Consider the following 19130-nt stretch of genomic DNA (forward strand, 5'->3'; position numbering starts at 1 on the left):
AGAAAGAGGGTAATGTTTTTGAAAAAACACATTATTAGGTTAATAATATTAACGATGTTTTGTTCTATATTACCAAATTTTAATAACATTTATGCAGAATCAAACTATCAATCTAATATTACTGAAATAAATACTGAAGAAATAGAACAAGAATTAGCAGAAGATTTTGGAACAGATGTTGCTGAACAGCTAGATATGGAAGCTGAAATTATTAATAATGAATCAATAATAGTTAATACAGAGATTGAAACAGAAGATATTTCTGTTTCAACAAATGTTGAATATAGTACTGATGATGAAGTTATTACTGTAGATGGAACTTATGAGGAAAATGGAGAAACTATTGTTCAAAGCTTTGATGTAGTAGTACATCACGTAGAGGGTGAAGAGTTTACTGCTACTTTTATTGATCAAGAAACTGGTGAAATATATGATATGAATACTATAGAAGCGCAAGCGTCTGCTTGGCCAGTGGTAATAATAGCTGCTGTTGCAAGATATGGAGTTAACTATGCCATAAAAAAATTCGGAAAAAAAGCAGTAACCAATGTGGTAAAGAGACATAGTTACGGAAAAGTATTGTCTTCTGTCTCAAAATTAGATAAAAATAAAATTAATCACATTATGCAACCAAAACACAACTGGCATAAGGTAACGAAAAACAACTGGAATGAGGTTTCAAAAGTAATTTCACATGTGATGCGCTATGGGAAAGAATCTTCGTATAAGTCTGTAAGAAAGAAAACTTTAAAAATGAATGGCCATACTGTTACTGTTACCTTTACACGAATTCGTGGGCAAATAAAAATAAGTGATGCGTGGGTGAATAAGTAATGATAAAAAATTTAGATAGTCTTATACTTTCGAATAATTTTGAAGATGCCAAAAGATTAGTTGAATCAATAGATTTTAAGACATTTTCTGAAGAAATTCTTTATAATGCGTATAATAATTGTAGTATTATTTATTATAGTTTCTTAAATTACTTATTAATTGAAAATGAGACTAGTAAAATACATGACCTTGCATTCTCCCTATTAGTAAATCCATTAAGCCATTTGGAAGGTGCATATAATTCAGCACTATATCATGCATTGAGATCTGTTGAGTTAACAAATAGAAAAGATGTGGGAAGTTTAGAAAATTTACTATTTTTAAATACCATACCAGATAAACTTATTAGTGACGAAGAAGCAATTAAAATTTGTAAGGAAATTTTAAAGCTCGATAATAAAAATGAATTGGCTAAAGAATCCCTAAGTGAATTATTACAAAATTAAGGAATATTTTTAAAAATTTATTTTATGGACTTCTACTTTTAAAACATACTAACATTAGTAGTACAGACCTAGGCCAAGGTTTGTGCTACTATTTTTTTATAGTAGAAGTGAAGGAAGGTCGAACAGCCCCTGGGACCAAATAGAGTCCGTATTAAAAACAGACCAACTTCACATCCTTATTTGAATCAGTTTAGTATGTTGGGTCCGAAGAGACCGTGTATAAGAAAATGGAATCAATAAGGCAATGTGAAGAACTTCTATGTTTGGCTAAAAAGGAGAGGCAGAAAATATGAAACACGTAGTGGCATTTGATGTCAGTATGGGGAAAAGTACAATGGTCATTTATGACCGTTATCGTCAATGCGAATATGAGGGTGAAATAACCCATAACCGCTACTCTTTCGAGAAATTAAACGAAACCCTTATATCTTTAACACAAAAAGATGCACAGGCACCTGATATTGTCTTTGAAGCAACAGGCGTATATTCAAAACCACTAGAACGATTCTTAGGTGATCAAGGTTATATGTATTATCGAGTTAACCCACTCGAAGCGAATATTCAAATGGCTTCAATGAGGAGACAAAAAACAGATAAAAGCGACGCTCATGAACTTGCGAAAACTCACTTTAGAGTTGAACGTGAACAAACTTATCAAGAAGGGGAATATTATAAACAAATGCGTGCAATGACGAGATATTATGATGAATTAAGTAGTGAAATGACGCATTTATATAGTCGTTTACATGCGATTCTACAATTGAGTTTTCCCGAGTTAGAAAAGCTATTCAGTAAACGTTCTGCTTTATTTTTGAATGTCGTTCAATTATACCCTCATCCGGATCATGTGTTAGTTTGTTCAAAAACAGTGATTCGTAATCGTTTAAAAGCCAACACAAGAAAAAACTTATCATTGGCACGTGCTGAAGAAAAAGGGATCGCTTTAATCGAAGCAGCAAAAGAAGCGTATCCAGCAATTTCAAAAGATGATATTCGCTGTGAACAAGTGCGGGATTATGCCAAACGGATTGCAGACTTGAAGGAGAAAAGAGATCAACTTGTCCAAAAGATGGTTAAATTATCGAAAGATAAACAAGAGTATCAGATTTTAATTTCATTTCCAGGAATCGGAGAAACGACTGCAGTTCGTTTAATTGGAGAACTAGGAGATATTCAACGATTCAAAAACCATAAACAACTGAATGCTTACGTCGGTATTGATATCATGACTCAAGTTTGACAGAGTACACTAAAGAAAAGCCCGAAAATACTGGTGTTTTGGACTTTACCCACAACACGTACCACTACACTTGTTAGTGGCACGTGTTTTTTTCTAATACTCTAGGAGGCGCTTGTGTGACAAGTGCTTCAAATGCTAGATTTGCTTGACCTTGTAATTCTGTACGAACGATTTGCTCTTCACCATTCACGCGTATTTTCGAGGCCTTCATCTGGCTTACATCATGCAAAATATCCTTTACACTTGTTTGGCATCCTATTTCTTTTAGCTTATAGGCCAAAAAGGATTCCATGACAAGCGCAAGGAAACAAACCATGATATGGCCTCGAATACGAGATTCCACTCGATGGTACATCGGGCGAAGTTCTAGATTCGACTTCAGGTTACGAAAGGCTTGTTCCACTCTCCACAACTCTTTATAGGCAAGTGCTGCCTCTTCATCCGTTAATGACGAGTTGGTCCGAATGGCGTACTTTCCGTCAAACTTTTCGTCATTGGATACCTTCTCTTCATCAATTTTGGCCGATGCTTTTTCTATCGTTAAAAACTTGGAATACGCACGGTTTTTGACGAGTCCAGATGGACCGAGTTCATCAAGCTTCGATTGAAGGTTTTCTAACACGACTTGACGACTCGCTCGATCACGTTCTTCAGCGTCCGGATTGTAACAGAGTACATACGTTTCGCCATCGATTTTCTTTGACTTCACTTTTAGATTCGGGAGAACCTTCTTATATGGCCCACGGATGGATAATAGCTCTTGGGCTTTCTTCGACTTTCGTAATTTGACACCCACAATATATTCCATGCCCAGTTCACGAATTTGATCTAAGTTGGCTTCACTAACCATTCCGCGGTCTCCCACTAGAATGACTTTCTGAATAGGATAGCGCTTCTTCAGGTCTCCAACCACCATGCCAAATGTCTTCGTATCATGCATGTTTCCAGGGAAGACTTGATGCCCAATCGGAATCCCTGTTTTGGTCATTAATAAGCCAATCACGACTTGTTTTCGATCTCCACGATGATCTTTGGAGTAACCATAGTGAGCCAGCAGTTCGTCTGCTTCCTCTCCTTCGAAATAGGTGCTTGTCGTGTCGTAAAACACGATATCTACTTCTAATGAGGTTAAATCGGTTAAATGTCCATAAAGTTGTTCCTCAATTTTTTCTTTTTGTTCACTTAAGAAGTCTAATGCACGATAGTAGTGATGGAGTTGAATGTCTGAAAGACCTTCTGCATAAATCGTGTCGATCCATTGTTTGAAGATATAATGCTTACTATTGGGATCCATGAGACGGTTTAACACCATGGCAAAAATGGCTTCGTCATACTGAGAAGCAGCCTCGGAATCATCCATGATTTTACGTAATAGCCGACCAAGCCCTAACTTTTCCCATACCTTTCGGAACAGATAAACCGGCCCAAACTCTTTTGTCCAAAGCACGGAGACAGAAGAGGAAGAGCCTTGCCCGTGAATTCGGTCAAAGTAACGCTCTGAAAATTTGGCTAATCCCTCGATTATGTTATCGACAGAGCCATTCTCTAATAAATGTTCTAACCTCCCTAGATTACAAAGCGTTTGTTGCCGAACTTTATTGTCTACACGAAATGTACGACATATTTGTAGATATTGACGAACAGAACCATTTTTATTTTTTTGCTTATTAATTCGAATATACATAGCACTAATAGTATAACATATATTACATATTATTGGATATACAAAAGTTATCCACATAACACTACATAATGATTATATTTTCGATAAAAAAAGTGGATAACTATTGGTATAATCACCTTTAGTTATCCACATGTAGTGAAATGGTGTCAAACTTGAGTCAAGGAAAATAGTCGGCTGGCATATAGACTGTTCCATGAAAAAGGAGCTAGTGTTAAGTGCTTTAAAGCAAGCCTATCAGCGTCAACAACCACAGGGTTCTATCCTCCATCATTCTGATCGAGGGAGTCAATATGCTTCAAATGACTATCAAGCTAAGCTAATGGAATACGGAATGAAATGTAGCATGAGCCGCAAAGGAAATTGTTATGACAACGCTTGTATTGAATCATTTCATGGGGTTATAAAAAAAGAACTAATCTATCAGACTCGTTATAAAACAAGGGAGGAAGCAAAAAAGAGCATATTTGAGTATATAGAAATATTTTACAATAATAAACGTATTCACTCCGCAACAGAGTATTTTTCGCCATCTGAATACGAACGTATGTACTATAAAAAGGGAGCTTAATGAACATATTAATAGAATAGTTAGACCCGAAAATTTACCTTTTAAAAATAATTAGGACAACGTCGTAATTATTTTTAAAAGGCCACCAAGCGATAGCGCGGTAGCTGCGAAAAAAATCTATAAATTTTTGTGTCTACTTTATTGACCTAATATCAGTACTTCTCGGCACGCCAAGGACCGTACACATGGTTTTAAGGTCATAATGGTGTTTGGCTCTTATCTCGTCAATCATGGATATAACAGTGGTTTGATCTACTTCTTTGCGAATATGGCCATAGCTTTTTTTAAGATTTCGTTTTCCTCTTTCAGCCGGTGCAATTCTTTTTGCAGGTTCAGAAATTCTTCCGGGGTAAAAGAGCCCCCGTCATCCAGCTTAACCGGTTTTTGTTTTCTGATCCATTTGTAGATTGTCGTTTCAGACAGGCCATATTCGCTGCAGATCTGTTTTACTGGTGTTCCAGTTTGATAAAGCTCAACCACCATTTCCTTAAATTCAGCATGATAACTTTTACGTTTTTCGCTTGTGTTACCCATATCAGGACACATCCCTTCGTTAATATTATATTTCACTAAAGGGTGTCCATGAAACTATACTAGCATCAAAAAGGACAAAAAATGAAGAAGCACAATTAACTGATGAATTTGTTCAATTTCAGAATTATTATGGCTTTGATGTGCAGGTATGCAATCCAAGAAGTGGCCATGAAAAAGGAAATGTTGAGAATAAAGTTGGATATATACGCTATAACTTTTTTACTTCAGCTCCAATAATGGACAGCTATGAGGGTTTAACTGATCAATTATTTCATAAATTAGAGGCGGACAGAAATAGAATTCATTATGCCAAAAACGTACGTATTGAGGACTTATGGCAGGAAGAACAGGATTATCTTCTAGCCTTACCAGAAAAACCCTATCCTGTATTTAAAGAGCATCTTGTGAAAGTAAACAAATATAATGAAGTGAAAGTGGATCAGACGTTGGTTCATGTTCCTAAGGGTGGCAACTATAGTCCATTACAAATGATAGTAACATGGGATCAATTAAAGATTGTTTCACCTAATGGGGAGATATTATTGGATGACTATCGGCCATATATGAAAAAGCGAAAAGCATTACCATGGCTTTCAATAATTAAAACATGGATTCATAAACCAAGGGTTGTAGAATATTCGCGCTATAATAAGTATTTACCGGGAAGAATTAAAGAATTTTTGTTGGTAGATAATTTAATTATTCGACGAAAACGATTAGAAGCTCTAGCTAGTTTATTAGTTTCTCATGACATGAAGAAGATTAATGAAGAGTTCTATGAATTAATTGCACAGGATAAGCTACCTAGTGATAATAATCCTTATGAAGTGGACTGGAGTAAATACGATTCATTAGCTCCTAGAGAGGAGGCTGTCAATTGAAACAGGACATTAAAGAATTGTGTAAGTCATTGAGGTTAGCTTATGTTGCGGATGTATACGAGCAAATACCGTTTGAAACTCCGAAACAATTCTTATATGGGCTACTTAAGGAGGAAATAAGATTAAGAGAAAAAGCGAGAGCAATCCGCTTGATAAAAAAGGCGAAGTTCTTAGATAAAAAGAGTTTACATGATTACGAGTGGACCGAACAACATCGGTTCCCTCCTCACTTAACCAAAGAGGATTTGTGTAGCCTACAATTTATTGAGAATCGAGAAAATGTAGTTTTAGTTGGTTCACCCGGGACAGGGAAGACTCATTTAGCCACAGGACTAGGGAAAAAAGCTTGTGAACTAGGTTATGAGGTTCGTTTTTACCGTGTTGCCCACCTAGTTGAGGAATTAGAGCAAGCTTTACGTAACAACCGTTTATCAGCATTTAGAAAACGGATGGAGAAGGTTGATTTGGTCATTTTAGATGAAATGGGATACTTACCATTTAGTAAAGAAGGAGCTGAATTATTATTCCAAATCATATCGGAGTTTTATGAACAGAAAAGCGTAATTATTACATCTAACTTAGAATTTAGTCAATGGAACCGGATCTTTACAGATTCTCGATTAACAGCAGCGTTAGTGGACAGGCTAATTCATCACGCCCATATCATCTCTTTTCATGGCGAGAGCTATAGACTGTCCCACGCATTGTCGAAAAGGAATGAAATGGGTGGCAAACCTCTGCATTTTTAATTGCATTTCTCTGCACTTTTCTATTGCAAAATACATTCTATAGATCTATATTTCCTTTTACCTTTATTATTTTTAGTAGAATAAAGAACTCCCCAATATCCTTTACCCGAATCGTTTGCCCCTTTATCCGTCCTATTTTGTGAATTTTAAAGCCTGTTTTCTTTATCTTTTGAAATATGTCTTTAAATAATTTAGCCCTGTGCCCATCCGGATCGACCAGCATCACCGGGTTGTTATTTGCGTACGTATAACCGTTTTGTATGAGGATATCATCGTCATCCCCCGGGTCGGGATCTAAAGATAAGAACACGCCATGCGTTGGGTGGTAGTATCGGGCGATCAAGTAGTATAGACCCGTTTCTCGGTCATATTGGTATCCCGCATATCGGTATGGGTTTTCGTCGGCCAAGGAGCCGGATTGGGAAAGAATATTTCCCCATGTATCGTATTGATAGCGCACGGCAATGTTTCCTTGCGCATTGGTTAAAGTGATGACATCGCCATGCGCGTTGTAGTGGTAGAAGTAGGTGGCACTACCTTTTTTCATCGCCAACAGCTGGCCGTTTTCTCCGTATATATACGATCTTACCACATTTCCGCTCGCGTCGGTTTCATATAAGACGTTGAGGCTGTCGCCTTGGTAGTGGTAGTTCGTCACAACGCCACCCACGGTCTTTTGAATGCGGCGGCCGTCTTCGTCGTATTTGTAGGTAACAAACGGCGTGCTTTCGCCTTTTCGAGTGATAGCGACAAGCTGATCGGCTTCGTTCCATTCATATTGGTACTCACCGTCTTTGGTCCGGTTGCCCTTCGCATCGTACGTGATCGTTTCCCGGTCGGTGAAATAAAAACCTTGAAAGGCGCATAGCCAATCAAGTTTTTTTAACATTTTTAATCGCTATACTTGGTTATCCAATCCATAATGTCTTGATCTACATGTAGGTATTCATCCGGATCATCTTTTAAATCAACTCCGGAAACAATTTGTAAAAGTTCCCAAACAGTTTCATCTGATATATTTGGCTCATCCTGCATGACATATTCTGAAACCCAATCTGCTGTTTCCTCTCTTGTTAGCTTTCCTTGTAAAATCATTTTCAGTTTATCAACCACTTCCTCTTTTGTTGGTTGTCTCATTTTTTCACCACTTTCCAATATAGTTCCCATTCTTATCAAAACGATAGTGAACCTTGGCACCACCAGTAAATTTAGTATCAGGTCTAACCTGTCTAATTCTACCATTATGATCCACAGTCTCATGCCACGTTCTCTTTCGACACATACCTATTACCCTAATTGAAAAACCTCAAGAGAATTTGTCTTCTAAGGATTATTCACGATTATAAATCGTAAATCTGAGAAATTTCACCTTTTAAACAGACATACTTACATAAAACACCTTCCAATTTCGTCTATTAATCTCTCTAATTTTATCCCCAGCTCATTTGGTTCATCATCATTTAATCCTTTTTCCAAAAACTCTTCATTTACAATATCTCTCAATTCGTTACCTAAAGTTTCATTTATATTAATTTCATTATTTAAAACCCACAGAAGGTCGGGTCTACGGGATTCCAAGCATTCTCTTAATAAAAGTAACATATCTGCGCTTAGCTTTAACATTTACTTCCTCCCTCTATAAATGTTGATATATCAACGGTTGTAGCCGTTTCAGGGGTGTCAAAAAAATATTTTTCGACAAAGTTTCTAACATTATTTCTTAAATACTCAACTTTCGCACACAGAAATATTTAAGCATTGCTTGATATAATTAGGTATAGTGGCCAACCATTTATTCATTTGATTTTTAAAGATGTCCATGTTCAAAGAAACCTCGGCTTCCGCCAAAGTTTGGAAAAGGTCAATAAGTGATTGAAGGGCAGTAATAAAATCTATGTCTTTTACATCTTCGCAAAGGATGTAAAAAAGGTTGCCAATCGTCTTAGGATCCTCCTCTTTTCGCATTTGCCAAGCAATGAGAATATATCGTGTAAAAACAATGGTTGTATGGCTAATTAACATGTCGTAGGAACGTCCCTGGAATTCTTTCTCTAAATTTAAAAGGGATTTATTGCATTTGAAGAAGACTTCAATGTCCCAACGCATGCCGTAAATACGAATGATCTCTTCATTTTCTAATGTTGTATCTGTGCTGAGAATGGCAAGCCATTCGCTCCGTTTATTACGGTTTCGTACAAATAGAATTTTTACTGGAATTCCATTGTCTAAAGTAGCATAAACGGATCCGCGAATGTCTTTTTTACCCATGTGAGGTTTTGCCAATTTGTAAAGTTGATTCAGTGTGAAACGTTCACCATTGTAAACGTATCGCTGCTTTAATTGCTTCACCAAGCCAATGACAAATAACCCTTTGTTCGTAATCTTCTCAATTAAAGGCGCTTGTGTAAACCAGGAATCCATGAGAACATAGTCAGCTATAATCCCTTTTTCAAGCGCATGATCAAGTAAAGCTGAAGCCACGTCCGGTTTTGATTTCAGAGCTTCCTGGCGACGCTTATAGCCAGATGTTCGTTTATCAATATTGGTATTGATTTCTTGCAGGCGATTTTCCTTTTTCGGTGAACTTAGAAGAGCAAAATCAACGGGAATAAAAGTAAAACTATCGGTCCAGCCAAGGGTAAGCATTTGAAACCCTTTCAAGTACTGATGGGTAGAGTGATCAAAAACCTTAGCCAACAGTTCAACCGACTTACTACGGTTTCTTGAAAAGACAGAATCATCAATCACAAAAGCTGTGACACGATCTTTTGAAGTTAATGGTTGAAGCAGACGGATCATTTCACTGCTTAATGAAAGCAGAAACTTTCTCCAATGATAGGTTGGTGTATTTAAAAAGCGATAGACTGTATCCTTTCCGGGCAGATCCTGAGATCGTTTACTCATAAAAGCACGAAACCAGTTCTTATATTGGAAGACTAAAAGAAAAATCAGTTTGAAAACAGTAAGACAAGAATACCCGGAAAGTTTCGTAATATTCGCTTTTCTTAAATGATATCCAATATTTAATTCGGAAAATCCTTGTTTAATTTCTTTTGGTAATTGCGCAAAGTAGTCTTTATTCGTTATCATAGTGGTGACACCTTTCTTTTGGATTTGGTTTCGTCACCAATATTTTACCAAAAGAATAGGTGTCTTTCTTTATGTTTTAAAAAATGTCAAATGATAATTTTGTACTTCCCAAAACCATTTACATCAAGCATTTAAACAAGATTTTGGACTGCGAAAGCTGAGTTAAATATGTGTATATCTTACATTGACTGGGTACGCTTCGCGGCCACTACTGGTTAAATTTGGTTGTAGTGGGGGAAGCGTATGGGATGCACCGTGGATCTCTGCATCGCTGATGATGACGAACCCTCCCATGTCTCTGGGCATCCTTGTGCCTACATTCCTTCGTTCGGTCTAGTCATCAGGCAGAGGCTGGCGAAGCTCCTTTAGGGACTCAAGGTCGAATGGATGATATCGCGCCAGCTTCTCCGTGTCATCCTTGTTGTCTAGAGAATCGAGACTATAGGCATCAAGCAGCCGTTTCGAGGCCAAAGATGTCCTGCATCATTCGCTTCGCATCGAACGCTTGGTGCTTCGTACATACAGCGTGCAATACCTTCAATAATTTTCCGCATAACACCACAATCGATTGCTTCTTCCGCAACGGATTATCAGGACGTGTCGTGTAATAGTCGTGCAGCTGCCGAAACGCTTCGTTGTGGCGGATCATCGGCATCATCACGCGGAGAGGAGGGCGCGCAACCGCCTTCTTCCACGCTTGGAGATCCGTTTTTGCCCTTTGTGTTGGCCGGAGGAATGTTCCCGCAGCGTCAGGCCCGCTAATTTGATAAGCTGCCGCGGATCCTGATAATGGGAGAAACTCCCGATCTCTGATAACAATTCTACGATGGTCGCATCGCCTAAGCCCGGAACGGTCTTCAACCATTCGTACTCGACCGATGTCTGTACGAGTTCGATCAGCTGCTCTGTCAGTGCCTCGATTTCTTCTTCCAGTTGGCGGTACCGGCGGACAAGCGTGGCAATTTCGATACGGGCCATCTGTTGTCCTTCCGTTACGCCAATGGAGTGTTGGGCCAATTCCATCAACTTCTTCGCTTTCGGCTTTTGTGGCGATTGTAATCCCTCACTTTGCCGGTAAAGGGCCAGCACCTCTTCCAGCTCTTTTCCTGCCAGATCACTCGGAAATGGCGTATATTCCAGCACCGCGAGCGCCATTTTCCCAAATGACGGGAAGACTTGGGAAAACTCCGGAAAATATCGATCAAGCCAGCGAATCATTTGATTTCGAATCGCTCCCTGTTCTTCCACCAATTTGGAGCGAAATGTCGCTCCCACGCGCAGCTCCGCCTCCATCCCTTTCAGAATACGCGGATAGCTGAATCGGCCGTCTTTCACTAACCGGGCAATGACGAGCGCGTCTTTCGCATCATGCTTGGTTGGAAGGTTATCGTCCAGCTCTTTGGATCGCTTCACGTGCATCGGGTTTGTCATGACGAGAGGGATGCCTTTCTCATCAAGAAAATAGGCGAGATTCAGCCAATAATGTCCTGTTGGCTCGATGCCAACGATCACCTCGGTTTTTCCAAATTCCTTCATGGCTTCCACGATGCACTGGTACAACCATTCCAATCCTTCTCTCGATTGCAGAACGGGAAACGGCTTTTTTAACACCCTCCCTCGCTCATCCACAAAGCAGGCATAATGTTTTTTCTTTGCGATATCCATCCCAACAACCAGCGTTTGATCGGTGACTTGATTAATCTTCTTGTTTGAGATAGAATTCATGTATAGTCCTCCTTGGTATCCAAATTAGGGGTCAATTCGGTTGATTGACACCCCCGAATCATACCAAGAGGGCTTTTTTTATTCAAGTCCCCGAAAAAACTTCTAACAGGAATGCTCCTTATACCTTTTGAACCCTTTGCGTAAGTAGTAATTATTTTTCCGTTCTTATTTAGAACTACAACCGCATTCTTACCCACATATTTCGTTCTTCCTCCTGACTGTTGAACCACTTTTTTTTGGGTTTCTAGTTGCATCTAGAATAGCTTTAGGAGCCACTCCTCTACCACCATCTCTTTGCATAGCCTGTTCTAAACCATGTTTAGTATATCCTGTTATTTTTCCAGCTACAGCCTTTCTAGTAACTTTAGCAAAATTTAGAGCCCGTCTAGCTTTATACACCCTATACGCAATTTTGGCACCTTTAAACGCCGCACCGCCAACCAGTCCCACGCCAACGGCAAAGGAACAATATTTGGTTAACAATAACGTTCTTCAAACATTCGTTGAAGGGCTTCATGCGCTTCGGCAAATCCTCGTAACTTTTTTGGCAATCGCTGTTTGAGTCCAGCCTTTCTGATACAACTCTCGAATCATAAAAAACTCCCCAATCTTCAGCATCGTTTCTCCCCTCATCCAAGATGTCGTTTTGAAACGATTATCTGTCATTTTTGGGGAATTTTAAACCGCTGTTATTGGGGATTTTATCACCGTTGATGACATACTACAAATGCAAAGGTTCAAAAGATATAAGGAAGTTAATGTTAAAACTGGGTGCAGACATGTTGCTAAATGGGTTTTCCCTGTGCCGAGGAGCAGGCAGGATGACATTCTCGCAATTGCCAATGAAGCACAGGCTGCACAGTTCCCTAGCATCCAACTGAGGAGCCAGATGGATCTTCTCATTCCACTAAAATATTCTTGGTTTAGGAAAGTCGCGCCACCTTTGCCTCTTCCCTCAATACCAGTTGCTTGCATATGAAGGTTCATACGAAATCTTTGATGTTACCAATGCCAATTTAATGATGGTAAAGATGATTTATATTACTTTTATCGACTAATAACGGAGATAAATATGTTTCCAACAGTGCGGCAATTAATAAAAGCAATACATCTATGATCAAAAGTATAAAAAGATTTTTTCCCAAACTGATAAATGACTTCCTACCAAATTCCTTTTTTTTTATCATATTAAAAATGTTTACAGTAACATATAAACCTATTGATGCCGTAAAAAACATATTTATAACTTCGATTATTCCATGCCCGGCGAAAAAGGAATATGCTGTTTTTAAGCTAGTTTTTTCTACCAAGCTATGGAAAATAAATCCTAACCTGAATCCGTGACAAAACATCTTTACAATGGTCGCAAACCGTTGATACGATAAGGGAAAACGACGTTGACGATTCTTCATCAAGTAGGTGATGTGATGAAAGATTTCCCGATTCGGTTTGTATTGACAGATGAAGCGATTACCCCAAGTGCTGGGCTTGCTCTCGTTGGCTACTTACTCCATCGAACGAAACTGGATAAACGGGTAAACGCACTTCGGCTTCCAACGGTTCGTCGAGAAGTGCACATTTCCCATAGCGATGTCATTCGCTCGATGATTGGCTTGCTTGCCACAGGAAAAACGGATTTCGATCATATCGAAGCGTATCGTCAGGACGATATCTTTTCGGCATCGATGGGGATTCAGCACGTGCCTTCCTCTCCAACCTTGCGACAACGACTCGATCAGCTCGCTTGTCTTCCGATGACCGAAACGATTCTTTGGGAGGAGTCCATACGTCTGTTGATTCAACGACATGCCACTTTGTCCCCTTGTTGGACCAAAGGAAAGACGACATGGCTTCCCCTTGATATAGATGGTTCCCCATTTGACAACTCCGATACGAAAAAAGAAGGAGTCAGTCGAACGTATAAAGGATTTGACGGTTTTACACCGTTGTTTGCGTATGCAGGGAAGGAAGGGTATCTCGTTCATGCCGAGTTGCGTCCAGGGAAACAACATGTGCAAGACAACATGCCCTCGTTTTTAGTCACCGCTATCCGTCGAGCTCGTCAACTGACTTCATCTCGTCTGCTTGTTCGCATGGATGCAGGAAACGATGCAGAAGCGAATGTGCACGTATGCCTAAAGGAAGACGTGGACTTTGTCATCAAGCGAAACTTACGCCGAGAATCGAAAGCGCTTTGGTTCCAGATCGCTTCGCAAAAGGGCAAACGTGTCGATGATGGACAAAGCGAAGGAGTACAAACCTATGAGCTATGCCTTCCACAGAAGGCAGCGATCGATGGAAACACGTATACGTACGTTCAAGTCACCCAAGTGACGGAACGGACGATGGAACGCAATGGACAGCTGATGCTCGTTCCTGATTATGAAGTGGAAAGCTATTGGGTGCGGCTCAAAGGATACGAGCATGTTCGAATGAGCGATGTGCTCGCGTTGTATCATGACCATGCGACATGCGAACAGTTTCATAGCGAACTGAAGAGCGACTTAGATTTAGAGCGGCTTCCATCTGGGAAGATGAAAACGAATGCGCTCGTGTTGGTCATGGGAGCCTTCGTTTACAATCTTCTTCGTCTGATTGGACAAGATCTATTAAGCGATCCGAGACATCCGTTGCACCACAAAGTGAAACGCCGCCGCATCAAGACGATTATTCAGACGGTGATCACGATGGCAGGGCGACTCGTCCGTCGATCACGACAGATCTGGATGAAACTGACGCGAAGGAGTGGCTATAGCGAGCCCCTACTGAACGTCTATCAGAAATGGAGAGAGGCAAGATAACGAACGAATGTTCGGGCACTGATGTCCAACGTCACTCCCTGTGCTTTTTTGTCTATTTTTTTGGTTCGTATACCTAAAAAAGAGATTTGTTCCATTTTCGGAAATAGAGATGACATAGGTCATAAGCATAAAAAGGGTTTTATGGATTATCAATCCATCAAAATTACAACAAAATCAAAGTCGATTTCAATTCATCACGGATTCAGGCCTAAATAAAAAAACTGCTGGAAGAGAAAAATCAAAGAAAACAATCCGAAACTAATGATTGAGAAAAAAATGGTATGAATATGTATTTCAAAGTTCGTAAAAAAAATCGTTTTAAAAGAAGGATGCAAGTCCGGGTTAAACTGCTCATTAGGTAATAACAAAAAACCTAAAAAGAAAAATATGATTCCCGTTAACGAACTAACTAAAAAACAAATACTAAATATTTTAAATTTCACGGGTACCACTCTCTAATACCACCTTATCAAACAGATCATCTCTTCTTAACCTTATCGTTTTATTTGAAAAATCAGATAAATATATGTCTGTTGAATGAGTTGCATAAATTAAAATTGCTTTGTTTTGAACGACGTAATTCTTCAAAAAATCGAGAATGACTTTTCTAGAACGAACATCTAAATTTACAAAAGGTTCATCAAGCAGAATCAAATCAGGCGAAGAAAGAAGTGCAAGTATTAATGACAGTTTTTGTCTTGTACCCAATGATAGTTCCCGTGTTAGTGTATCTTTATATTTATGGAGCCCAATTTCTTCCATGAGAGCACCAAGAGTCTCGTCTAATCTTTTTTTATTCAAGAAGGACAAGATCATATCTATAGTTTCGGAAGGAGTTAAATATTCATATAAAAAAGGTGTATTACCAATTAATGAAACTCCTTCCATATACTTTTTGAAATTGTCCTTTAATGAAATTCCATTTAACTTGATGTCACCCTCGAATTTGGTCATTCCGCCAATGGTATTCAGTAAAGTTGATTTACCGATACCATTTTCACCCAGTAATTCCACAATACTTTTTTTATCAATTTTCAAATTTATACCATCAAAAATATAAGCTGAATCTCCATATCTTTTCTTAATGTTTATTAACTCAAGCATTTTTTACCTCTCTTTAAGAAAGTTATAAAATAATAAAAAAATAGAGTATATAAAAAAGCAAATGATTATATGATAGACACTTCCTGATTTTATCGAATAAATAGCGACAGCACTGCTAATAATTAAAGGAAATCCAATTATAAACAGATCTTCTATTGGATTGAAAAAATAAATAAAAAAATTGTCTTTGATTTCTTCTAATGATAATTTTTTAAATCGAAAGACTCTTTTTGTAATGATCTGTATTGTGCTGAAGTAGATAACGGTTGAACATAATCCAATGATGGCAGTAACGGACGAAAATCCGTAAAGTACGAGTAAACCAAGATAATAGCTGAGCAGGATAACAAAGAGTTTTCTGGAAAGAAATTTAGAAAGTAAATTCTCATAGTATTTTTTCTTATCAAACTTCTTTATATAATAGTAATCACTTAAATTTGAGTTATTTAACATCTTTGAACTATTTATGATTCCCTGGGATATAAAACTGATCATCACGCTTTCAACTGCTAAATAAACAGTTAGGATAATAAACTTATGAACACCAAAATGATAAGTTATAAACCATATTATAAATGGTAAAATTGCTGCGAATAGATAAATATAAAATATATATAAATAGTAGGTTCTATTTTGAACGGACCGGGACAAAGCAATCAGGTACTTATCTAATTGCGAATCATATTGATATCTTATGAAATGTTCTTTCCGCTTCATATCGTTTGGACCGTGAAAAAATAAAAATAAAATCTGATGATTACTCCAATAGAATTTTAAAAGAATTGTAAGAATGGCAGCAATGATTCCGAAAACCTCATATAAAAAGATTATTACGTAGCTAACATTCATTTTTTCCATATAAATAAAGATAAAAATGCAGTAAAAAAGAATGCTTGTTCCAAATGTTAATGCCAATCTTTCCAGGATTAGCAACTTGAATTTATTTTTTCGGGCTTTATACATCCATTCGGAAACATTTTCCATTTCCTGAGGATCATAATCATCATTATTGATATCTGTGGACCAAAGGCTAAAAATTAAATAGATTGTTGCGACATACAAAGGATTTATAAAAGGTTCTAAATAGGAATGAAAATAATAAATGAGCGAGTAAACAAAAATTGGTGCTATTTTTGAAATAAAATTAATAACCTGATTTATTTTGTATAATACAGACAGCAATATTTTTTTATCTGCTTCAGAAAACTCATTGAAAATAGATCTGTAGAAAATCTCTATATTGGAAATTGCTTTTCTTTTTTTTATTAAACGTTTATATTTGAAATACTTCATCTGTCCTCAATTCCCTAACATTTTCCCGATGATTCTTATCAATGTGATAACGCCTACCAATAAAAAAATAACTGAAATGGCGAATACGACCATCATCTTCAACTTAAAATATTTTTCCATATTCTTTTACACCTTTCCCAAATTATTGAAAAAATGTAGCATTTATCAATGTATGTATAATAAGTGGCACACCATACAATACCGAAAATATAAGAACCCCTAATTTGATTTTTACGATGTTCGATATAGACTTATCAATAATCGAAAAATATATATATATACCTGTGGTGCTAGATAAAGATCACAGGATATAAAAATAGCCCTTGCATGGAAAATTCCTTTAAAATGAAAGTGCTACCAAACATTTAAAAGGAGAAGTCCCATGCAAGAGCACTTTCATTTTACAACAGACGAAGCGAAAATTCAAAAACAATATGCAGCGATTTTGTTCTTTGTATCTGGACAATTGTCTTTGATTCAGATGTATTTACAACGCCGAAATCACCATTTGTTGAAGCAAGAAGATGAAGTCATCATCGCCGTCCATGTTCTTGGAAAGTTGTTAGGTTTTACATCCGAACGAGCTTGGCACCGATTTGTGATCGGAAACTTATTTTCGAAAGATTTATTTCCTGAACGTTCTCGATATAACCGCCGTTGTCGAAATCTTGGCTTTGCCGTCAAATGGATACGATATCAACTAGCCAAACGTGGGCAACATCACGCTTATGCGGTAGTGGATAGCTTACCTATTGAACTCTGCCACCACGCACGAATGTATCGCGTCAAACGGTTTCAAGGAATCGCAGATATCGGGTATTGTGCATCCAAAAAGATGGCTTACTATGGGTTTAAGCTTCATCTCCAGATCACTGACCAAGCGCTTCCGATGGGATATGTCGTCACCGAAGCATCCTGTCACGACCGGACAGCTGCGGAAACCGTGATGGCCCAACTTCCTCATCCGTATACACTTGGTGACAAAGGATATGTGAGCCAAGACTTGCAAAAGAAGCTGTATGATGAATACAAGATCACTTTTTGGACGCCCGTTCGGAAAAACCAGAAAATCCATCAATCGAAAGCATGGAAACGATGGATGAAACGAAAACGCAAAATCGTCGAAACCGCGTTCTCGGTTTTAGTGGATTCATTTCGGATCACGAAAATTCGCGCCAATTCGATCTCTGGATTTGAAACGGCGCTTGATGCCATTTTGTTGGCCTATTCGCTCGTTGTTCTTGGGCTAGTTGAGCGTTGACGCTCAACTAGCACCATGGGTATATATATATAAACTGCCAACAATATTTGTGAGACTGGCGACCAGATCAGCCATGGAATGTTTTGCATATCATTAAGACCGATAGCCTTAATAATAGTCATATTTAATAGTGTTGAAAAGATATTCGCTAAAAGGATTGGAAACATATAGTTGCTAAATTTTAATTTCTTTTTAGTCATGAAATTTGCTACAAAAGTAACAAATAGTGTTTCCATTATTACAACTGTTATACCCGCTATCAATTGCACCGAAGTTATAAAGACAATAACAAATGATTCGGTAAATAAAGGTAAGTTTTTTTGGATGTCGTTAAATTGTTCAATGATCCCAAATTGCCTGATTGAAAAAAAAGTATTGGCAACCAATATCAGAGACAATAGAAAAAAAGAAAGCGTATTGATTAATCCTTGACGTTTTAATATAAGCAACATATTTATCCCCTTCATATAAAGAAGTTAGTGCCCCACACACTACCTTCTTTACTATATTTCTATTAAAGTGCTTTTGCTGCTGCTCTTTTACCCGATCTGGATAGTGCCAAAATTGTAGCACGATAAGACCAAACTGCTGCTGATGCAGCAGCTCCAAGTCCAGTTAGAGTCAGTAATAATGATGCGTAAGAAATCCAATCCAAATAATCCAGAATAACCCCTGCAGTGCTTAAACTAACACCTGTAAGTTGTCTAATCAAAACTTTTTCCATTATATTCAATTCATTCATTATTCATTAATCTATAAATTATGTGGAGGCACTCAAAAATAAGATTCGGATCCGCTCAATTATATAAAATAGTTGAGCAGACCTAACGCAAATATAATGACATAAAGCAAGTCAGATTAATTACATTAATAAAATGTCTCATCACCATATTCTGTGATGTTCACACAATTCCGGAAAT

At 37.9% G+C, this 19130-nt stretch carries 18 protein-coding genes and 3 pseudogenes; 8 read left to right on the forward strand and 13 right to left on the reverse strand.

Going from position 1 to position 19130, the window contains the following annotated elements; translation table 11 throughout:
- Positions 1–18 precede the first annotated feature (18 nt).
- The 3 genes from NSS70_RS15700 to NSS70_RS15710 all read left to right on the forward strand — a co-directional run bounded on the left by NSS70_RS15700 (position 19) and on the right by NSS70_RS15710 (position 2520).
- Complete coding sequence (locus NSS70_RS15700) at positions 19–834, forward strand: SAR2788 family putative toxin (RefSeq protein WP_157727991.1); 816 nt, start codon at positions 19–21, stop codon at positions 832–834.
- A complete protein-coding gene (locus NSS70_RS15705; RefSeq protein WP_094245995.1) occupies positions 834–1280 on the forward strand; it encodes a hypothetical protein in 447 nt (148 codons plus the stop codon). Before NSS70_RS15700 ends, NSS70_RS15705 begins: the two co-directional genes overlap by 1 nt.
- 289 nt (positions 1281–1569) lie before the next feature.
- Positions 1570–2520, forward strand: a complete 951-nt coding sequence (locus tag NSS70_RS15710; RefSeq protein ID WP_340881926.1) for an IS110 family transposase — start codon at positions 1570–1572, stop codon at positions 2518–2520.
- 73 nt (positions 2521–2593) lie between these two features.
- On the opposite strand, the gene NSS70_RS15715 is transcribed toward NSS70_RS15710, so the two are convergent.
- Positions 2594–4204, reverse strand: coding sequence for an IS1634 family transposase (locus NSS70_RS15715; RefSeq protein WP_339192846.1), 1611 nt, complete (start codon positions 4202–4204; stop codon positions 2594–2596).
- A gap of 151 nt (positions 4205–4355) precedes the next feature.
- On the opposite strand from NSS70_RS15715, the pseudogene NSS70_RS15720 reads away from it, so the two are divergent.
- Positions 4356–4772: pseudogene (locus NSS70_RS15720) on the forward strand (IS3 family transposase); the annotation flags it as partial.
- A 252-nt stretch (positions 4773–5024) separates the two neighbouring features.
- Here the strand turns inward: NSS70_RS15720 and NSS70_RS15725 are convergent.
- Positions 5025–5306 (reverse strand): transposase, encoded by a 282-nt coding sequence (locus tag NSS70_RS15725; protein ID WP_339193224.1) that lies wholly within the window; start codon positions 5304–5306, stop codon positions 5025–5027.
- A gap of 140 nt (positions 5307–5446) precedes the next feature.
- Here NSS70_RS15725 and NSS70_RS15730 point away from each other — a divergent pair, with 140 nt between their 5' ends.
- Both NSS70_RS15730 and istB read left to right on the forward strand, forming a co-directional pair.
- The gene (locus NSS70_RS15730; protein ID WP_339197072.1) at positions 5447–6187 is read left to right on the forward strand and encodes a hypothetical protein; all 741 of its coding nucleotides are present in this window, start codon (positions 5447–5449) and stop codon (positions 6185–6187) included.
- Positions 6184–6936, forward strand: coding sequence for an IS21-like element helper ATPase IstB (gene istB, locus NSS70_RS15735; RefSeq protein WP_339197075.1), 753 nt, complete (start codon positions 6184–6186; stop codon positions 6934–6936). The genes NSS70_RS15730 and istB overlap by 4 nt, the downstream gene beginning before the upstream one ends.
- A gap of 37 nt (positions 6937–6973) precedes the next feature.
- Here the strand turns inward: istB and NSS70_RS15740 are convergent.
- The 7 genes and pseudogenes from NSS70_RS15740 to NSS70_RS15770 form a co-directional block, all read right to left on the reverse strand.
- A pseudogene (locus NSS70_RS15740) lies at positions 6974–7780 on the reverse strand (RHS repeat domain-containing protein); the annotation flags it as partial.
- 47 nt (positions 7781–7827) lie between these two features.
- Positions 7828–8196, reverse strand: coding sequence for a hypothetical protein (locus NSS70_RS15745; protein ID WP_340881929.1), 369 nt, complete (start codon positions 8194–8196; stop codon positions 7828–7830).
- A 126-nt stretch (positions 8197–8322) separates the two neighbouring features.
- A complete protein-coding gene (locus NSS70_RS15750) occupies positions 8323–8559 on the reverse strand; it encodes a hypothetical protein (RefSeq protein WP_066246758.1) in 237 nt (78 codons plus the stop codon).
- 105 nt (positions 8560–8664) lie between these two features.
- Positions 8665–10026: an IS4 family transposase gene (locus NSS70_RS15755; RefSeq protein ID WP_087960047.1), complete on the reverse strand. Its 1362-nt coding sequence runs from the start codon at positions 10024–10026 to the stop codon at positions 8665–8667.
- 448 nt (positions 10027–10474) lie between these two features.
- Positions 10475–11751, reverse strand: a pseudogene (locus NSS70_RS15760) (IS110 family transposase).
- Between the two features lie 189 nt (positions 11752–11940).
- Entirely contained in the window at positions 11941–12234 is a 294-nt protein-coding gene (locus tag NSS70_RS15765) for a hypothetical protein (protein WP_339197078.1), read from the reverse strand.
- A gap of 533 nt (positions 12235–12767) precedes the next feature.
- Entirely contained in the window at positions 12768–13163 is a 396-nt protein-coding gene (locus NSS70_RS15770) for a stage II sporulation protein M (RefSeq protein ID WP_340881932.1), read from the reverse strand.
- A gap of 15 nt (positions 13164–13178) precedes the next feature.
- Here NSS70_RS15770 and NSS70_RS15775 point away from each other — a divergent pair, with 15 nt between their 5' ends.
- Positions 13179–14552, forward strand: a complete 1374-nt coding sequence (locus NSS70_RS15775) for an IS1380-like element ISGsp2 family transposase (RefSeq protein ID WP_044899598.1) — start codon at positions 13179–13181, stop codon at positions 14550–14552.
- Between the two features lie 432 nt (positions 14553–14984).
- On the opposite strand, the gene NSS70_RS15780 is transcribed toward NSS70_RS15775, so the two are convergent.
- Entirely contained in the window at positions 14985–15656 is a 672-nt protein-coding gene (locus NSS70_RS15780) for an ABC transporter ATP-binding protein (RefSeq protein WP_327856387.1), read from the reverse strand.
- Between the two features lie 3 nt (positions 15657–15659).
- On the reverse strand, positions 15660–16949 hold the full coding sequence (locus NSS70_RS15785; protein WP_327856388.1) for a sugar transporter: 1290 nt from the start codon (positions 16947–16949) through the stop codon (positions 15660–15662).
- Between the two features lie 382 nt (positions 16950–17331).
- Here NSS70_RS15785 and NSS70_RS15790 point away from each other — a divergent pair, with 382 nt between their 5' ends.
- On the forward strand, positions 17332–18210 hold the full coding sequence (locus tag NSS70_RS15790; RefSeq protein WP_339196453.1) for an IS982 family transposase: 879 nt from the start codon (positions 17332–17334) through the stop codon (positions 18208–18210).
- Here NSS70_RS15790 and NSS70_RS15795 read toward each other — a convergent pair.
- The gene (locus NSS70_RS15795; protein ID WP_340881934.1) at positions 18174–18662 is read right to left on the reverse strand and encodes a hypothetical protein; all 489 of its coding nucleotides are present in this window, start codon (positions 18660–18662) and stop codon (positions 18174–18176) included. The genes NSS70_RS15790 and NSS70_RS15795 overlap by 37 nt on opposite strands.
- Before the next feature lie 62 nt (positions 18663–18724).
- Positions 18725–18952 (reverse strand): hypothetical protein, encoded by a 228-nt coding sequence (locus NSS70_RS15800; protein WP_339197087.1) that lies wholly within the window; start codon positions 18950–18952, stop codon positions 18725–18727.
- Positions 18953–19130: the final 178 nt, after the last annotated feature.

It is taken from the genome of Aeribacillus sp. FSL K6-2848, assembly GCF_038004325.1.
Classification (GTDB): domain Bacteria; phylum Bacillota; class Bacilli; order Bacillales; family Aeribacillaceae; genus Aeribacillus; species Aeribacillus composti.